The organism is Arthrobacter pullicola, from assembly GCF_014836875.1.
Classification (GTDB): Bacteria; Actinomycetota; Actinomycetes; order Actinomycetales; family Micrococcaceae; genus Arthrobacter_B; species Arthrobacter_B pullicola.
This window is the reverse complement of the sequence record NZ_JACSQC010000003.1, coordinates 451779-467665: the sequence shown is the minus strand read 5'-3', so window position 1 is coordinate 467665 and position 15887 is coordinate 451779. Positions and strand designations below refer to the sequence as shown.

At 66.7% G+C, this 15887-nt stretch carries 14 protein-coding genes and 2 riboswitches; of the genes, 8 read left to right on the top strand and 6 right to left on the bottom strand.

The window, feature by feature from the left end:
* Window positions 1-2: 2 nt before the first annotated feature.
* Both H9638_RS08350 and H9638_RS08345 read right to left on the bottom strand, forming a co-directional pair.
* On the bottom strand, window positions 3-881 hold the full coding sequence (locus H9638_RS08350; RefSeq protein ID WP_191746731.1) for a pentapeptide repeat-containing protein: 879 nt from the start codon (window positions 879-881) through the stop codon (window positions 3-5).
* A 280-nt stretch (window positions 882-1161) separates the two neighbouring features.
* A complete protein-coding gene (locus H9638_RS08345; protein ID WP_191746849.1) occupies window positions 1162-2058 on the bottom strand; it encodes a macrolide 2'-phosphotransferase in 897 nt (298 codons plus the stop codon).
* Window positions 2059-2307: 249 nt separating this feature from the next.
* A riboswitch (SAM riboswitch) is annotated at window positions 2308-2425 on the top strand.
* A 78-nt stretch (window positions 2426-2503) separates the two neighbouring features.
* Here H9638_RS08345 and H9638_RS08340 point away from each other — a divergent pair.
* The 4 genes from H9638_RS08340 to hrpB all read left to right on the top strand — a co-directional run bounded on the left by H9638_RS08340 (window position 2504) and on the right by hrpB (window position 7839).
* Window positions 2504-3385, top strand: coding sequence for a MetQ/NlpA family ABC transporter substrate-binding protein (locus H9638_RS08340; protein WP_191746730.1), 882 nt, complete (start codon window positions 2504-2506; stop codon window positions 3383-3385).
* A 59-nt stretch (window positions 3386-3444) separates the two neighbouring features.
* On the top strand, window positions 3445-4473 hold the full coding sequence (locus H9638_RS08335; protein WP_191746729.1) for a methionine ABC transporter ATP-binding protein: 1029 nt from the start codon (window positions 3445-3447) through the stop codon (window positions 4471-4473).
* The gene (locus tag H9638_RS08330; RefSeq protein WP_191746728.1) at window positions 4474-5133 is read left to right on the top strand and encodes a methionine ABC transporter permease; all 660 of its coding nucleotides are present in this window, start codon (window positions 4474-4476) and stop codon (window positions 5131-5133) included. It begins immediately after the preceding gene.
* Window positions 5134-5196: 63 nt separating this feature from the next.
* Complete coding sequence (gene hrpB, locus H9638_RS08325; RefSeq protein ID WP_191746727.1) at window positions 5197-7839, top strand: ATP-dependent helicase HrpB; 2643 nt, start codon at window positions 5197-5199, stop codon at window positions 7837-7839.
* A gap of 27 nt (window positions 7840-7866) precedes the next feature.
* Here hrpB and H9638_RS08320 read toward each other — a convergent pair whose 3' ends face one another.
* Window positions 7867-8379, bottom strand: coding sequence for a CarD family transcriptional regulator (locus H9638_RS08320; protein ID WP_191746726.1), 513 nt, complete (start codon window positions 8377-8379; stop codon window positions 7867-7869).
* A 347-nt stretch (window positions 8380-8726) separates the two neighbouring features.
* Window positions 8727-9611, bottom strand: coding sequence for a C40 family peptidase (locus H9638_RS08315; RefSeq protein WP_191746725.1), 885 nt, complete (start codon window positions 9609-9611; stop codon window positions 8727-8729).
* A 3-nt stretch (window positions 9612-9614) separates the two neighbouring features.
* Window positions 9615-9763: riboswitch (cyclic di-AMP (ydaO/yuaA leader) on the bottom strand.
* 328 nt (window positions 9764-10091) lie between these two features.
* On the opposite strand from H9638_RS08315, the gene H9638_RS08310 reads away from it, so the two are divergent.
* The gene (locus tag H9638_RS08310) at window positions 10092-10754 is read left to right on the top strand and encodes an MBL fold metallo-hydrolase (RefSeq protein WP_191746724.1); all 663 of its coding nucleotides are present in this window, start codon (window positions 10092-10094) and stop codon (window positions 10752-10754) included.
* A 31-nt stretch (window positions 10755-10785) separates the two neighbouring features.
* Here H9638_RS08310 and H9638_RS08305 read toward each other — a convergent pair whose 3' ends face one another.
* Window positions 10786-11220: a hypothetical protein gene (locus tag H9638_RS08305; protein ID WP_191746723.1), complete on the bottom strand. Its 435-nt coding sequence runs from the start codon at window positions 11218-11220 to the stop codon at window positions 10786-10788.
* A 341-nt stretch (window positions 11221-11561) separates the two neighbouring features.
* On the opposite strand from H9638_RS08305, the gene H9638_RS08300 reads away from it, so the two are divergent.
* From H9638_RS08300 to H9638_RS08290, 3 genes are all read left to right on the top strand, one after another.
* A complete protein-coding gene (locus H9638_RS08300) occupies window positions 11562-11837 on the top strand; it encodes a hypothetical protein (RefSeq protein ID WP_191746722.1) in 276 nt (91 codons plus the stop codon).
* A gap of 63 nt (window positions 11838-11900) precedes the next feature.
* Window positions 11901-12995: a DNA alkylation repair protein gene (locus tag H9638_RS08295; protein WP_191746721.1), complete on the top strand. Its 1095-nt coding sequence runs from the start codon at window positions 11901-11903 to the stop codon at window positions 12993-12995.
* Between the two features lie 169 nt (window positions 12996-13164).
* On the top strand, window positions 13165-15114 hold the full coding sequence (locus tag H9638_RS08290; protein ID WP_191746720.1) for a glycerophosphoryl diester phosphodiesterase membrane domain-containing protein: 1950 nt from the start codon (window positions 13165-13167) through the stop codon (window positions 15112-15114).
* Window positions 15115-15155: 41 nt separating this feature from the next.
* Here H9638_RS08290 and H9638_RS08285 read toward each other — a convergent pair whose 3' ends face one another.
* Complete coding sequence (locus tag H9638_RS08285) at window positions 15156-15809, bottom strand: hypothetical protein (protein ID WP_191746719.1); 654 nt, start codon at window positions 15807-15809, stop codon at window positions 15156-15158.
* Window positions 15810-15887 lie beyond the last annotated feature (78 nt).

Genomic DNA, 15887 nt, shown 5'->3' with positions numbered 1-15887 from the left:
CGTTAGCGGTCCAGCCAATGTCCGGGGCGGCTGAGCACCGGAGGCAGAAGCGTGTTGCTGTTCCCGCGGGCCGCATTCACCTGCGGCTGCGTCAGGAACAGGGCGCGGGTGAGGTCGGCACCCTCAAGCCGGGCGCTGCGCAGGTCCGCACCGAGCAGATCCGTGCCGGCAAGGTCGGCACCGCGGAGATCCGCCCCGATCAGGTATGCCCCGCGGAGGTCCGCACCGCAGAGGGAAGCCGAACGCAGGTCCCGGCCCATCAGGTCCGCGGAGGGCAGCAGGTCAGTCCCGGCGTCCTGCTGCCCCTCGGCAAAGTAGCCGGCGCGCACCTCGGCGCTGACTTCCAGCAGGAGGGCCCGGACCCGCTCGTGAAGTGCGGGAAGATCCAGGGCCCCCAGTGCTGGCGGGCCCTTGACCAGCTCCCGTCCGATCAAGTCGCGGAGTTCCTCCGCCCGCCCTGCAGCGTCCGGATCGAAGGCCCGCTCCACAGCCTCCGCCAGGTACCAGAGCATCTCGTGCAGCTGCCGGACGGCGGCGAAGGTGCTGAACATCTCCCGGGCAACTTCGGGATGGGTCCGCCAATCTTCACCGGCGTAGTAGCCCTGGGACACGGTTTGGCCGGCTCCATGGCAGTCAAACACCGTGCAGCCGGTGAAACCCCGCGGACGCAGGGAGGTATGGATGGTGCAGGTGAAGTCCTCGGCCAGATTGCTGCAGGGGGTTCCGGCGGCTTTGTCGACGGCGAAGTCAGCGGACCGCGCGAACCCGAAGGCCGTGCAGCACAACGCGTAACAGTTGGAGCAGTCCGGGCGCAGATCCTCCCGTTCACGCAGCGGGGTAAGGGAAAGGGATCGTCCTGGTGCAGGTTGTTGGACAGGCATGGTTGTTCTTCCGTGAAGTATCCGGTGGTGGGCCTGAGCATCCGGGACCCCTGGCGGGTCCCGGTACCGGGGCACACGAAATCACTACTCGCCATGGAGCAGTTTCACGGTTCCGCGTGTCAGCGGAAGCACAGCGCAGAGAGTTCTGCGTCACGAAAAAGAAGAAATTTGCACTGCTCGCAGGATACACGGGGCCCGGCCCCGGCCACCAGCAGTAGCCGGGCCTCCGGGACCGGCCGCAGGTGCCTCCATGGCCTGGACTGCCCGGTAACGAATGAAGCTATTCCGGGTACAGCTGGGCAGCTGCGGCATCCCGGTGCTCGGGCAGTCCCGTAGTCAGGGCATAGAGCGCGTAGTTGAGCGGACCGGCGGCGATGAGAGCCGCACAACGCTCCACCAGGAAGGGCTCGGCGGTTCCGGTGGCCTCACGGTACCAAGAGACCACCTCCGGCAGTGCAGCGGGTGAAATGAGCTGGACATACATGAATTCCAGGGCAGGGTCGCTGACCTTGGCAGTGGTCCAGTCCAGCACGGAGACAATGCGGTCCGCCTCGTCCAGCAGCAGGTGGGCGGGATACAGTTCCCCGTGCGTCAGGACAGTCCGGGCCGGCCAGAGCCGGTCATCGCTGAGCCACTGCTGCCAGCCTGCAAGCAGGTCCGGCGCGATCCGGAACTCCTGTTCCACCCTGCGGAGCCCCTCCGCCCAGTGCTGCCGGACGGCGTCGGGAGTTTCAGCGGGAATGCCGGCGGCTGCTGCGGCGGCGGCATCCATGCTGTGCAGGGACGCGATCAGCTCCGCCAGGGACTGCAGGTAGGACTTCGACGACGGGTCGAAATGCCAGTCCGGCTGGTTCGACGGACCCACGGTCAGGCCGGGGGAGCCGGGCAGCAGCGGGTAGGCAATCAGGTCATCGGCCTGGATCCTCCAGCCCGGGATGGCCACGGGCAGGCGCGGGCGGACAAAGTCCAGGATGGCCCGTTCCTGGTCCTGGTTCGCGGCAACGTCCGGCCGGCGCGGCACCCGAAGTACCCACTGCTCATTGGTTTCGGCAGCGCTGGCGAAAGCCACCCGGTAGTCCAGTCCGGCCTCATTAAACCGGACGGTCCCCGGATCGAGCACCAAACCGTGGCGCGCCGCCAGGGCACAGACATCGTCCGCGCCCAGATCCTCAACCATGCCCATGATCAGCCTTTCTGGAGCAATCAGCCTTTCCCGGATGGTTCGCTGACGTTGATTCCGCGGCAGGAAGAAGTAAGCCTACCGACCCCGCGGCCAGAGCTCCATCAACAGGAACGGAAGAAAAGCCGGAACCGCTTCTGCCCCTGTATGACAGCACATGGCGTCATATGACCTGCGGTGACGGTGCGCTACGCCTTATGGCGCAACATTTGGCCCGTGCCGCCCGCGCCCCTAGCGTGAGTCCGGAATCAAGAGTTCCAGCCATCGGCCCTGGCCGGCTGGACAGCAACCCTCTCGTCGTAGCGGGGTGCTCCAGGTGAAGATTCGGCCTTGGCGGAAACCCTCCGCGGGGCAAGTACGGCGCCGGCACTGCCCTCACAGCGGCCTGCGCCTCCCCACTTCCGTGCTTCGCCGCGGACCCATTCAGGAGAAGAACCGAACCATGAAACTCAGCAGGAAAATTCTGGCACTTGCCGCAGCACCCCTCCTTGCCCTCGGCATGGCCGCCTGCGGTTCAGCGGCAGGAGACGAAGGGGCGCCGGTGAAAATCGGCGTCGTCGGTGCCAGCGATCCGTACTGGGCCACCTACACCGAGGCAGCCAAGGCAGAAGGAATCGACGTGGAAATCGTCGACTTTGGCGAGTACACGCTGCCCAACCCCGCACTGACCGAGGGCGAACTGGACCTCAACCAGTTCCAGCACATCGTCTACCTGGCCCGCTACAACGTCTCCGCCGGGGAGGACCTGACCCCGGTCGGATCCACGGCCATCTACCCGCTGGGCTTGTACTCCACCCAGTACGACTCGGTTGAGGAAATTCCCGACGGCGCAACGGTCGCCATCCCCAATGATGAAAGCAACCTGTCCCGCGGACTGCTGGTGCTGCAGTCCGCCGGCCTGGTGACGCTGGAGGGCGGCGGCAGCGCCTTCTCCACCCTCGACGAAATTGATGAAGCCAAGTCCAAGGTCAAGGTGACCACCCTGGAGGCGTCACTGACCCCGACGTCGCTGCCCGACGTCGCGGCGGCCATCATCAACAACGACTTCGTGGAGGACGCGGGGCTGAAGTTTGAGGACGCCATTGCCCAGGACGATCCCTCCGATCCGGCCGCGATTCCCTACGTGAACATCTTCGCCGCCCGCGCCGGCGAGGAAAACAACGAGACCTACCTGAAGCTGGTGGAGATTTACCAGAACACCCAGTCTGTCCAGGACGGCGTGCAGGAGGCCTCCGGCAACACCGCCGAGTTCCTGAAGGTTCCGGCCGAGGATCTGCGCACGTCCCTCGCCAAGGTCCAGAAGGACATCGAAGCCCGGGGCTGATCCCGGCGCATCATCGTAGCGTCCCCGCCGGCCCCCCCGTCTCTACCCAAGGAACCGTCATGGCCCTTATATCGCTGCATAACGTCAGCAAGACCTATCCACCGGCGCGGAAAGGCGAACCCCCTGTTGCCGCGCTGCAGGAGATCAACCTCGAGATTGAAGCCGGAGAGATCTTCGGGATCATCGGTTACTCCGGGGCCGGAAAAAGCACCCTGGTCCGCCTGATCAATGCGCTGGAATCCAGCACCTCGGGAACCATCACCGTAGATGGCCGGCAGGTCTCCGGGGTCCCCGAACGGAAGCTGAAGTCCATCCGTCTGGGCATTGGCATGATCTTCCAGCAGTTCAACCTGTTCAATTCGAAAACCGTGCGGAACAACATTGCCTATCCGCTCCGCGTGGCCGGGCAGAGCAAGGCGGAGATTGCGGCGCGGGTGGATGAGCTGCTCGCTTTCGTCGGCCTCACCGACAAGGCTGACAGCTACCCCGAGCAGCTCTCCGGCGGGCAGAAGCAGCGGGTGGGAATCGCCCGCGCACTGGCCGCAGCACCCAAAATCCTGCTCGCAGACGAGGCAACCTCGGCGCTGGACCCGGAGACCACCCACGAGGTGCTGGCCCTGCTGCGCCGGGCTAACCGGGAGCTGGGCATCACCATCGTGGTGATCACCCACGAGATGGATGTGATCAAAAACCTGGCCACGCGGGTAGCCGTGATGGACGGCGGGCGGATCGTGGAACAGGGCGAAGTTTTCGAAGTCTTCTCCAATCCCCGCCGCGACTCATCGCAGAAATTTGTCTCGACCGTGGTGCGGGGCATTCCGTCTCCGGATGAGCTTGCGTCGCTGAAGGCCCGCCATGAGGGGCGGATCGTCACGCTGTCCTTCCGCGACGGCGATGAAGCCCAGGCAGGTGTCTTCCTGGAACTCGCCGCGGCAGGTGTGGGGTTCGAACTGATTTACGGCGGCATCAATGACATCTCGGGGCGGGCCTTCGGGCATCTCACCCTGGCACTCAAAGGAGCCGACCAGGCGATCGACGACGCACTGGCCTCGGTGGGCACAGGCATCAAAGTAACGGAGCTGAGCTGAATGGAAGAACTGATTCCCCTGACGCCCCAGCTGTGGACGGCCGTCGGAGAGACCCTCTACATTGTGGGACTGAGCCTGCTGTTCGGCGGATTGGGCGGCATGCTGATCGGCCTGGGCCTCTACACCACCCGCAGCGGAGCGCTGCTGGCCAACCGTCCGGTCTTCGGCACCCTCAACGTGCTGGTAAATATCTTCCGCCCCATTCCGTTCATCATTTTCCTGCCCGCGGTCCAGCCGCTGGCACGGTCAGTGACCGGCAGCGGCATCGGCAACAACGCCATTATCTTCACGCTCTCGCTGGCTGCCGCGTTTGGCATCAGCCGGATCGTGGAGCAGAACCTGCTGACCGTGCAGCCCGGTGTCATCGAAGCAGCCCGTTCAATGGGTGCAGGTCGGCGCCGGATCATCCTGACCATCCTGATTCCCGAAGCGCTGGGTCCGCTCATCCTGGGCTATACCTTCGTCTTCGTCGCCCTGGTGGATATGTCCGCGGTAGCCGGCTATGTGGGCGGCGGAGGCCTGGGAACCTTCGCGATCCAGTACGGCTACCGGCAGTTCAATCCGGTGGTGACCTGGGCCGCAGTGGCCGTGATTATCGTGCTGGTCCAGCTGGTGCAGCTCCTGGGCAACCAGGCGGCACGGAAGGCGCTGCGCCGGTAGCCCCGCGGCCGGTGCGTCACGGTCAAAGTCGGCCACGGGAGAGACACGGGAGAGAATAGGTGGGTGAGCACACCACTGCCGGCGGCCGGTCCACTTCCGGACGGACCCTTCAACCTCTCCGCCCTCGGCCGCGGGCTGACCTTTGCCCGTTCCCTCCCGGACCTCGCGGCAGCCCTGGATCCGGCGGACGGAGGACGCACCGCCGTCGTGCAGGCACCACCGGGGACCGGTAAAACCACCCTGGTTCCGCCGCTGGTGGCCAACCTCACCGGTTCCGGGCAGGGGCGGATTATTGTCACCCAGCCCCGCCGGGTGGCGGCCCGCGCTGCCGCCCGCCGTCTGGCCTCCCTCGCTGCTTCCAGCGTCGGGGAGGCAGTTGGATACACCGTGCGCGGCGAGCGGCATGCCGGCAGCCGCACCATCGTGGAATTCGTGACCCCCGGCATCCTGCTGCGCCGGCTGATGGATGATCCCGCCCTGGAAGGCACCGCCGGCGTCATCCTCGACGAAGTCCATGAACGGGGGCTGGAAACCGATCTGCTGCTGGGCCTGCTTTCGGAGGTGCGGCAGCTGCGGGAGGATCTGGTGCTCATCGCGATGTCCGCCACCCTGGACGCCGGACGCTTTGCCACGCTGATCGGCGGGCCGGACGGGCCGGCGCCGGTCATCGACTGCCCCTCCGCGCTGTACCCGCTCGAAGTGCGCTGGGAACCGACCGCCGCCCGCCGGCTGGACGACCGCGGCGTGACCCGGCCCTACCTCAGCGAGCTGGCGCAGACTGCCGCGGCGGGGTACACCGGGACACTTGAAGCTGATCCAGAGGCGGATGCCCTGGTGTTTGTGCCCGGGGCCCGGGAAGTGTCCACAGTGGCGGCACACCTCCGGCAGCTGCTGGGCAGGACGGCCGACGTCCTGGAACTCCACGGCCAGGTGCCGGCAGCGGAACAGGACCGGGCAGTTTCCGGCCGGCCCGCCGGAGGCCGGCCGCGCATCATCGTGACGACGTCGCTGGCCGAGTCCTCGCTCACCGTGCCGGGGGTGCGCCTGGTGGTGGACTCCGGGCTCTCCCGTGAACCGCGCCGGGACGCGGCCCGTGGAATGTCCGGACTGGTGACAGTGAGCTGTTCGCGGGCCTCGGCCCAGCAGCGTGCCGGACGCGCCGCCCGGCAGGGTCCGGGGACAGTGATCCGGGCCTATCCGGAGGCGGCCTATGCCGCGGCGCCGGCGCAGCAGACCCCGGAAATCGCCACCGCGGACCTCACCTCGGCAGCCCTGGTACTGGCCTGCTGGGGGACTCCCGGCGGACGCGGACTAACCCTCCCTGACCCGCCGCCTGCAGGCGCCCTGGCCGACGCGGAAGCCGAACTCCGGGCCATCGGCGCAGTTGACGAGGAAGGCCGGGCCACAGACACCGGCCAGACACTGTCCCGCATCCCTGTTGATCCGCCGCTTGCCCGTGCCCTGGTGGATGGGGCTCCCGTTACCGGGGCACGCACTGCAGCGGAGGTAGCCGCCATGGTAGCCGGCGACTTCCGGGTGCCGGGGGCGGATCTGGTCCGGCAGCTGGCAAGGCTCCGCTCGGGCGGGGACCCCGGTGCGCGCGCCTGGTCGCAGGAAGTCCGCCGGCTCGAGCGGTTGGCGGCGCAGCAGGCCCGGGGTGCTCTGCCCGGCCTCCGGCTGGACCCCGGTGAGGCGGCCGGATTCATCATTGCGCTGGCCTTCCCTGCCCGCGTAGCCCGGCGGGTGGCAGGAAGTGCGGGGGAGCAGTACCTTCTTGCTTCCGGCACCCGGGCGGGACTGCCGGCGGACAGCCCGCTGCGGGGGTCCGAATGGCTTGCGGTTGCCGATGTGACGCGGGCCCAGGGCCGCGCGGCCGCGGGCACCGGTGCTGTCATCCGCGCTGCGGCGCCGCTGGAGGCCGGGACGGCTGAGGCTGCGGCCGCTCATCTGCTCACGGAATCCGTTTCGGCGGAATTCTCCGGCGGGCGGGTGAACGCACGGCGTGAGCGCAGGCTCGGCGCCATCGAACTGGTCTCCACACCCATTCGGGCGACGCCGGCCCAGGGCCGGGCGGCCGTCGCAGCGGCCCTGGCCGCCCAGGGGCTGTCACTGATTGGATGGTCGCCGGCGGCAGACGCCCTGCGGCGGCGGCTGGCACTGCTGCACCGTGAACTTGGCGCACCCTGGCCCGATGTCTCCGAACCGGCGCTCCTGAAACGTCTGGATGAGTGGCTCGGTCCGGAACTGGATGAGCTGGCCGGCGGTGCGCGGGCTGCCGGGATCAATCTGGCTGATCCGCTGCGGCGGCTCCTGCCCTGGCCGGAGGCATCGGGCTTGGATGAGCTGGCGCCGGAACGGCTGCAGGTGCCCAGCGGCTCCCGGGTGCACATTGCTTATCCGGAACCAGGGGACGACGACGCGCGGCCGGTGGCCGCTGTCAAGCTTCAGGAATGCTTTGGCTGGGCGGGCTCACCCACGCTTGCCGGAGGACGGGTCAGGGTGCTGTTCCATCTGCTCTCCCCGGCCGGCCGGCCGCTGGCGGTCACGGATGACCTTGCCTCCTTCTGGGCTGGTCCCTACAACCAGGTCCGGGCGGAAATGCGCGGCCGTTACCCGAAGCATCCCTGGCCGGAGGACCCATGGTCTGCCGCTGCGACTGCACGGACCAAAACCAGGTCGCCAGGCCCGGACACGGGTAAACGGTAAACGACGGGATGGCCCGGGGGCCGGAGGCTAGGTAACCGGCTCGGCCAGGGAGGTGCCCGCGCCGGCCCAGACGCCGTCGAGCACTGCAGAGGCTTCCTCCTCGCTGACCCCGAGGGACAGGGAAATTTCCGTGAGCAGCGGCCGGCGGGCATGCCGGAGCATGTCCCGCTCGGCGTGGGAGAGTCCCTTGTCCAGGGAGCGCAGCGTGAGGTTGCGGACCACCCGCGCCACATCCGAGATCCGGCCGCTGGCCAGCAGTTCCGTGTTTTCCTTGAACCGTCTTGACCACTGGGATTCCTCGGCATCCGCAGCAGCCTTGAGGATCTCCATGAGTTCTTCCAGCTGCGGTGAATTCAGGACCGGGCGCAGCCCCACGTCCTGTGCCTTGGCGGTGGGCACCCATACCTCAAGCTTGTTGGCATGTACTTCCAGTACCAGGTACTCGTGATCCACGCTGCGGATCTGGCGGGTCGCCAGGCGGCGGATGGTGGCCGGGCCGTGGTGGGGGTGGACTACGGTTTGACCTACGTTAAACGTCAATGTGATTACCTCTGGCTGGATCGAAGCCGGGCCCGGCAGCCGCGGAGCGCTGCACTGGACAGGGTCTGTTGTTGGGACGGGTGTCCCGCGCTTGCCCGGATTCCGGTGACAGTCGTGACGGAAGCGCGGCCGGGAGCGCCGCACATGGGGGTGAAACGCCGGGAAGCCGCGGGTCTGACCTGACTATTATTTCACGTCTCGGTGGGCATGTTCCCCCGCAGCCGCAGGGCAGTTCCGGCAGCGGGGTAGGAGTACATTCCTGTGCCGGAAGTGAAAAGCACCCCGCCTGGTTCCAGGCGGGGTGCTTCCCGAACATGGGCGGACCGGACAATCCGCCGCTGTTTTGGCTAGGCGCGGTAGTAAACCGGGCCGGAGCCGACGTTGACGGACTGGATAACGGTCTGGTTGCCGTTCCAGCCGCTGTGGATGGCCTGGCCGTCGCCGATGTAGATCGCGATGTGGGCAAAGCCCATGCCGCCGTCGGCGTAGTAGACCATGTCTCCGGGCTGGGGGTCAGAGACCGGAGTGCCGTAAGCGGCAAGCTGGGCGGGGGCCAGGTCGCCAACCGAGTGGCCGGCGGCGCGGAGTGCAACCTCGACCAGGACGGTGCAGTCCTGGGCAGCACCGAGCTGCGAGTAGGCAGAGTTCACCATGATCTGGCCAATGGCAGAGGCGCCGGCGCTGGAAGCGGCCGGGGTGACCTGGGTGCTCAGCGTGGTGTAAGCGCCGGGGTCGGTGTACGAAGCCGCTGCGGGAGCCGCTTCAACCACAGCTGCGGTTTCCACCGGCGTGTAGGCGGCAGCGGGCTGGATGGCAGCAGCGCCGGCGTAGGTAATAACGTCACCGGGGTAGATGATCGAGGACATCGACAGGCCGTTGAGCGCGAAGATGCTGTCCAGGCTGACGCCATAGGTGGCGGCAATCTGGCCCAGGGTATCGCCCGCAACTACGGTGTGCGTGGCTGCGGCTTCCACGGCCGGAGCCTCGGCCACGGTGGCTGCGGCGGGAGCTGCAGCAGGAGCTGCGGCAGCTGCGGCAGCCGCCGGGACGGGATCGTTGGCGACGACGCCGGCCTGGGCCGGGGCAGCCATGCCGAACATGAGTCCGGAACCGGCAACAACGGCCGCTGCGGTTCCACCGAAGGTGCGTGCCTTCACCGGTGAGACCTGGGCGATGGTCGTCCAGATGTTGGAATTTGCGCGGTGGCGTCCGCGGTTCTTATTGATAGACAAGGAATTACCTCTCCCTATACCTGCGAGGTGAGCTGTCGGATTCGGATGGGAGTCACCCGGCCGACGGACTGAACCGTCGGCTTAACCCCAAGGATTCAAAGGATCCAAAATAATTGGGTCCCCCGCCCCTGCCGTCGTAGTACAAAGGGGACCTTGGCCAGCGGCAGAGTTAGGTAACAGGCCAAGGACGCCGCATCAGTATGGCGGCATGCCAAGGACACTACAGGGAATTGCGATTGCATTGCAATTCGGTAACGGTGCCGTGTTGTTGTTGTGTGCGTCCCGTCACTCTGCTAATGGAAAGCGTGCTGTTCTGTTTAGTCCCAGCCATCACAATGCGGTGGCTGCCGGGGCTTCCAGGCCGGCCGCCACCGCTGGTTCCTTCCGGTGTGGGAACCCTGGATTTTTGCGGAACTCGGCGACGGATGCCACGGTGCGGGAATACGCTGGAAGGGCCGACTATCCAGCGAAGGAGGGGCCATGAGTGAGCAAACCGGTGGCCGCGGAGCGCAGCTTCCCGTTCAGGACGTGGTGCGCGAGGTGGTGATCCCAGCCGGCGTCGCCGGGCCGGATCAGCTGATCATGGATGTGCGCTGTTATGCCGTAGCTCAACCCGCGGGAATAGTGGTGATTGACACAGGCATGCCGGACGCAGAAGCGGGTATTGCCGCCGCCGTCGAAGCCCTCGGCGGGGATTGGTCGGATGTCCGTGACATCGTGCTGACGCACCTGCACATGGATCATGTCGGCTCTCTTTTTGCCATCGCCGAACGGGCCCCCCATGCTGCGATTTACGCGGGTGGGCCGGATTCTCCGGATATCCGCTCCCCGCGGCACGTGAGCGCGATCAGCGAAGGAGCCATGGTGCAGGACTTGGAGATCCTTGCCACTCCCGGCCACACGCCGGGGCATATTTCCCTGTTCCATGAGGGGACAGGGACGCTTTTTGTTGGAGATGCAGCCGGATCATCCCATGGGCAGGTGGTCCGGGGGCCCAGTGCGTTTATGTCCGACGCCGGCCGGGCGGAGGAGTCCCTGGAACGGATTGCCGCCCTGGGGCCGGATCGCGTTCTGTTTGCCCACGGTGCCGAGGTGGACTCGCCGGCCGACGCTCTCTCGAGGATGATTGGCGGCCCGCACTGAACCCGCGCGGCTGGTGCCGCCATCACGGACCTTACGCAGCCTCCGGCCCGGCCGCCGGTGCCTTGGGGCGGGTAGTGAACCACACGAACCAGGTGCCCACCGCCGTCGTTACGACGGCGGCCACCGGCAGCAGCACGGTTACCGGCGTGCCGCCGGACGCTGGGACGCCCGCATAGAGGAGCCAGCATGCGGCCAGGACCAGCGCCGCGGCAGCTGCGCAAAAGTGCCGGGACTTTCCTGCGTCCGCGCTGAGGAAGGACACCACGCCTGCCGGGCAGGCAAAAGAAGCACCGAGCGCTGCGCCGCCGATAAGCGTCCAGAGGATGTAGCTGGTGAGGTCCTGGGATTCCACGGCCGAGGCGTAGTTTCTCTGGAAGTTCAGGATGGCCAATGCCATGCCCGCCAGGGCGCCAAGGGGAATGAGGAAAAAGACAGACCTGCGGGCCCGCGCGGGGGTGTTGCTCATGATGCAACTCTATCGCCGGTCCCACACCACCCGGCGCAACAGGAGGCGCGGCAACTGAATGGCTCCGGGCTGCCGGAACTCCAGCGTGCTGAAGTGCCGCGGCGCCGCCTTTTTATGAATGACTCAGAATAACTGGTAGAGTCTTAGCAGACGCCGCGCCAGCCGGATCTGCTCCACCGCAAGGAGTTCAGTACGGCAGGACCCCTCTTCGGAGGCGGGTACGCGGCCCGGGGCACTGCGCGCCGCACCTAAGCGGCAGCGCGTCGCCCTTCCCCCATGACAGACACCGCAGCCTGTGCCGGCTTGCCCGGTGCTGCCCTTTAATCCCCAGGAGTATCTCCTTGTTCAAGACCATGTTTGCCCAGACCGCCCGCACCGCAACCCCGGCCGGCACGGGGACTCTCCGCGCCGCAAGCCCCTTGGGCGGGAGCTACGTCGCAGTGTTTGACCGCCCCCAGATTCCTGTCGAAACCAGCGGCGGGCACTACACCGCAACCTTCGGTGGCCCCACCGTCCGCTGCGCAGCCAAGCCCGTTGACAGCTACGTCGCCGCATTCGGCACCGCCGGGCGTCCGGCCCGCGGCCGCCGCGGCAGCTACACCGACGCCGAGCGCTGAATCGGCGGCCCGGCCCCGGCTAGGATGAGGATCCGGTAACCGTAGTCCGCAGCAGGGAGCAGTATGGGTGCCATGGATGACCTGCTGGGCCCCCGGCAGATAGCGGAGCTCTGCGAATCGCTGGAGCGTGCCGACCCGGATCGGGGATTTGATGCCCTGCTGGAAACCAGTGTGCGCCTCGGACCCCTGCCGCTGCGCGGCAGGACGGACGTCGCTGCGCACGCCCTGGCCGGGATCTTCCCGGAGTATTCGGAGGCGGCCGAGGCTTTCCGGACCGCTTTGAAGGATCCCGCCTTCAGGAGCTGGGCCCTGTGGCCGGTCACTGAAGCGGCTGTCACGCTTGCCCTCAGGCAGGGTGGCAATCAGGCCTTCGATGACTGCCTCGATCTGCTCGCGGAACTTACGCCCCGCTTGACCAGTGAGTTTGCCATCCGCCGGCTGCTGCGCGCCGACTTGGACAGGGCTTTGACCCGCATCCAGGCCTGGACGGCAGATGCCGACCCGCACGTTCGCAGGCTGGCCAGTGAAGGCACCCGCCCCTACCTGCCATGGGCGGTCCGGGTGGCAGGGCTGATCGAGCGCCCCGGTGCCACCGTGCCGATCCTCGATTCCCTGCGCAATGACCCCAGCGGTTATGTCCGCCGGTCGGTGGCCAACCATCTCAACGACCTGGCCCGGCATGCACCGGAAATGGTTCTTGGGCTGGCCTCTCAATGGCAGGACTCCGGCACCCCGGAAAGCGCCTGGATCACCCGCCGCGGATTGCGGACCCTGGTGAAAAAGGCAAACCCGGACGCCCTGGCACTGATGGGCTTCCGGCCTGCCGAAGTAGCCGTCGAGGGCCCGAATTCGGAGACCGGGCAGCTTACACTGCCTGCAGTGCTCAGCTTCGATTGCGTCCTGACTAACAAGTCCGCCGCCCCCGCCCGCCTGGCTGTCGACTATGTGGTCCACTATGTGAAGGCCAGCGGTTCCACGGCGCCAAAGGTCTTCAAACTTGCCGTGCTGGAGCTGGATCCCGGAGAATCGCGGCAGCTGTCCGGCCGGCATGCCTTCCGGCAGATGACCACCCGGCGGCACTACGCCGGGGTGCACCACCTGGAACTGCAGGTCAATGGAATTCGTCACGGACGGCTGGAATTCGAGGTCAGCCTGTAGTCACCCGGTGTTCCGCAATCCTGTATGTGTCGCGGCTATGACGGTGTGTTTGTGACGCAGCTTATATACTCTGACAAAAGTTGGACGTAGTCCAGTTTCCCGGGCCAGCCACGTACCGGAGCAGCGGTGCGCATGGAAGCCCTGTTTGCTCCTGAGCAGAGGAGCAAGCATGAGGACGACGGCGCCGGCGACGGACCAGCCCAGACAGGATGGGCACTATGGTCCGGACAGCTTCCGTGCCCTGGTGCCGGGCCTGCTTGGCGCAGGCTGGAGGACGCTGCGTACCGGCGGCTGGCGCCTGCTGGCACTTTACGCAGTGTCCCAGGCGGTGCTCCTGATGTTCTTCTCGCCCCTTATCCGCTGGATGTTCACGGAGGCTCTTTCCGCGGCCGGGATGTATGCCGTGGATTCCGCCGCCCTGGCATCCCTGCTTGGCAACGGCGGCTCGATCGCCTGGCTGACCGGGCTCTGCCTCGTAGCCGTGCTCGGGGTCTCCCTCCAGCTGATGCTGCTGGTTGTGGCAGCGGCCAGGGTCCGGGCCGGACTCGGGCTCCACCCCGCCGCCCTGGCCCGGGTGCTTCTCCCGGTCCTGCGGCGGCTTTTGCGGCCGGGTTCACTGCCGCTGGCCTGGTACCTCTTCCTGGTCCTGCCGCTGGCCCAGGCCGGCTTCTTCTCGGTACTGACGCACTCCATTGCCGTCCCTAACTTCATCTCCGGAGAACTGCTGAAGTCCACCCCGGGAGCGGTCTCCTACGTGATATTCCTGCTGGTCGCTGGAACCCTCGGTATCCGCTTCTCCCTTGCCCTGCCGATCTTCGCCCTGGCGCGCGTTACCGGCGGCAGCAGCATGCGGCTTAGCTGGTGCCTGACGCGGAGGACCGACTTCGCGCTCACAGCTGCAGGGGCCGCCGCTGCGGCCGCGGCCTTCGTCTGCGGTGCGGTACTCGTGGCCGCCTCGCTGCTGCCGACGCTGGCGGCGGACCTGGCAGCGCCAGGCCTGGCCGCCGTAACCGCCGCCTTCGCCCTGGGTGCTGCCCAGGTTGGCGGCATCGTCATCGCAGGCAGCTTTGTGATGTTCCTGGCCGCCATGCTCATCGAGCTGACGGTCCGGAGCCTCCCGGGGCTGCCGAAGGGCCTGATGCTGTCCTGCGGCACTGAGCGGGACGGAACAATTGCCGCAGGGGAGGGCACTGACCGGACGATTCCTGCGGCCGGTCCGCTGCCCTGGGCGAAAGCCGCCACCGGCCGGTCCAGGCGTGGTCCGGCCCTGGTGACTGCCGCCGTCGCCGTTCCGGCGTTGATCCTGGGCGGACTGAACATCCAGCTTATGGAGGGCCTGCGGCAGGTGCCGCAGACCCTGGTGCTGGCCCACCGCGGTTTCAGCAACGGCGGCGTGGAAAACACAGTTTCCGGCCTGAAGGCCGCTGCCGATGCCGGCGCGGACCTGGTCGAAATGGACGTTTTGCAAACTGTCGACGGCGGATTCGTGGTGATGCATGACGCTTCACTTAGCCGGCTGGCTGGCCGCGGCCAGTCCGTCAAGGATCTCACTCTGGCCGAGCTCACAGCCGTTACGGTGCATGACCAGCTTGGACACCAGGACACCATTCCTTCCCTGGAGGAGTACATCCGTGCTGCGCAGGAGTTCGGCGAACCGCTGCTGATCGAGCTCAAGATGCACGGAGGCGAGACCGCGGACTACGTGCCGCGGCTGGTGGCAGAACTCGAATCCCTTGATGCTCTGCGGGAGAACATCTACCACTCGCTGGACAAGGACAAAGCAGAGGAGCTGAAGCGGCTGCGTCCGGGTCTGTATGTGGGCTTGACCATGGCGGTGGCCGGGGTTGCGGCTCCGGACACAACAGTGGACTTCATTGTGGTGGAGGAAGCGTCCTATACAGACGCGGTGCGGGAATCGGCCTGGGCCAAGGGCATGGAAATCTATGTCTGGACGGTCAACGGCACCGGCAGTATCCGAAACATGCTCCGGGATAATGTTGACGGCATCATCACGGATCACCCGGATGCAGCGCTGCGTGACCGCGGTGCCATGGGACCGGGGGAGCTCATGAGCACCAAGCTCTATGACGCGGTCATGCGGTTCGTGGTGATCTTCTAGCACCGGGCACCGGGCACCGTCCCGGGCCCCGGCGTTCGGGACTAGAGCACCACTCCGTCCGGAAGCTCCGGCGCCTCGAACTTCTGCCGTTCGCACTCGGCCTGCAGGGCCGGATAAGTCCGGGCGATCAGATCCAGGATCCGGTTCCGGACCACCAGATAGGCCTCACCGACACCGACAACGCCCTTGAATTCCTTCAGCTCCGCTTCATACGAGGTCTGCTTGTGCCGCAGGTAGTTGACGGTCAGGCGGTCGAGCCGGGAGCGGGTGGTCCGCGGGCCGGCGGGGGACTGGTTCCTGCGGAGCCGTGAGTTGTAGTGCTCGATTGCCTTTCGCTGAACCTCTTCCCAGGACTCCGGCACGAGCTGCAGCTCCAGGGCTTCGGCCACCGCAACCGCCTGTTTCTTTTTCTCCAGCGCCCGGCCGCGGGCCGCGAGCTGGCGGTTCCGCGAGGCCTCACGGGCCCGGCGGAACTCCTCCGTCGCCTCCACTTTTTCCACCCGGTCCAGCGCATACAGCTTCATGGGCGCGGCCTTGCGGGAGAACGGATTCCTGGCAGTCTTGTCCGGTTCCGGCAGGAAGGCCTTGATGTGGGTTTCGGTCCAGCCGCGTTCCTTTTTGAGGTCCGCTGCGATCAGGAAACCTTCACTGTTGGCGGGCTTGGGACGGGGAGGGTGGTGCTTTCCTCTGGACATGGGTACTTCCGGTGGTGCGGGCAGGGCGTCCACCAGTCTAGTAAACCGGCGGGGGGCCCCCCCCCCCGCCGGGGGGGG

Bases quoted from the DNA above. Each gene is read 5' to 3' on its own strand.
- H9638_RS08350 (WP_191746731.1), bottom strand. From the start codon at position 881: ATGCCTGTCCAACAACCTGCACCAGGACGATCCCTTTCCCTTACCCCG.
- H9638_RS08310 (WP_191746724.1), top strand. From the start codon at position 10,092: ATGAGTGAGCAAACCGGTGGCCGCGGAGCGCAGCTTCCCGTTCAGGAC.
- H9638_RS08305 (WP_191746723.1), bottom strand. From the start codon at position 11,220: ATGAGCAACACCCCCGCGCGGGCCCGCAGGTCTGTCTTTTTCCTCATT.
- H9638_RS08285 (WP_191746719.1), bottom strand. From the start codon at position 15,809: ATGTCCAGAGGAAAGCACCACCCTCCCCGTCCCAAGCCCGCCAACAGT.
- H9638_RS08340 (WP_191746730.1), top strand. From the start codon at position 2,504: ATGAAACTCAGCAGGAAAATTCTGGCACTTGCCGCAGCACCCCTCCTT.
- H9638_RS08330 (WP_191746728.1), top strand. From the start codon at position 4,474: ATGGAAGAACTGATTCCCCTGACGCCCCAGCTGTGGACGGCCGTCGGA.
- H9638_RS08345 (WP_191746849.1), bottom strand. From the start codon at position 2,058: ATGGTTGAGGATCTGGGCGCGGACGATGTCTGTGCCCTGGCGGCGCGC.
- H9638_RS08295 (WP_191746721.1), top strand. From the start codon at position 11,901: ATGGGTGCCATGGATGACCTGCTGGGCCCCCGGCAGATAGCGGAGCTC.
- H9638_RS08335 (WP_191746729.1), top strand. From the start codon at position 3,445: ATGGCCCTTATATCGCTGCATAACGTCAGCAAGACCTATCCACCGGCG.
- H9638_RS08290 (WP_191746720.1), top strand. From the start codon at position 13,165: ATGAGGACGACGGCGCCGGCGACGGACCAGCCCAGACAGGATGGGCAC.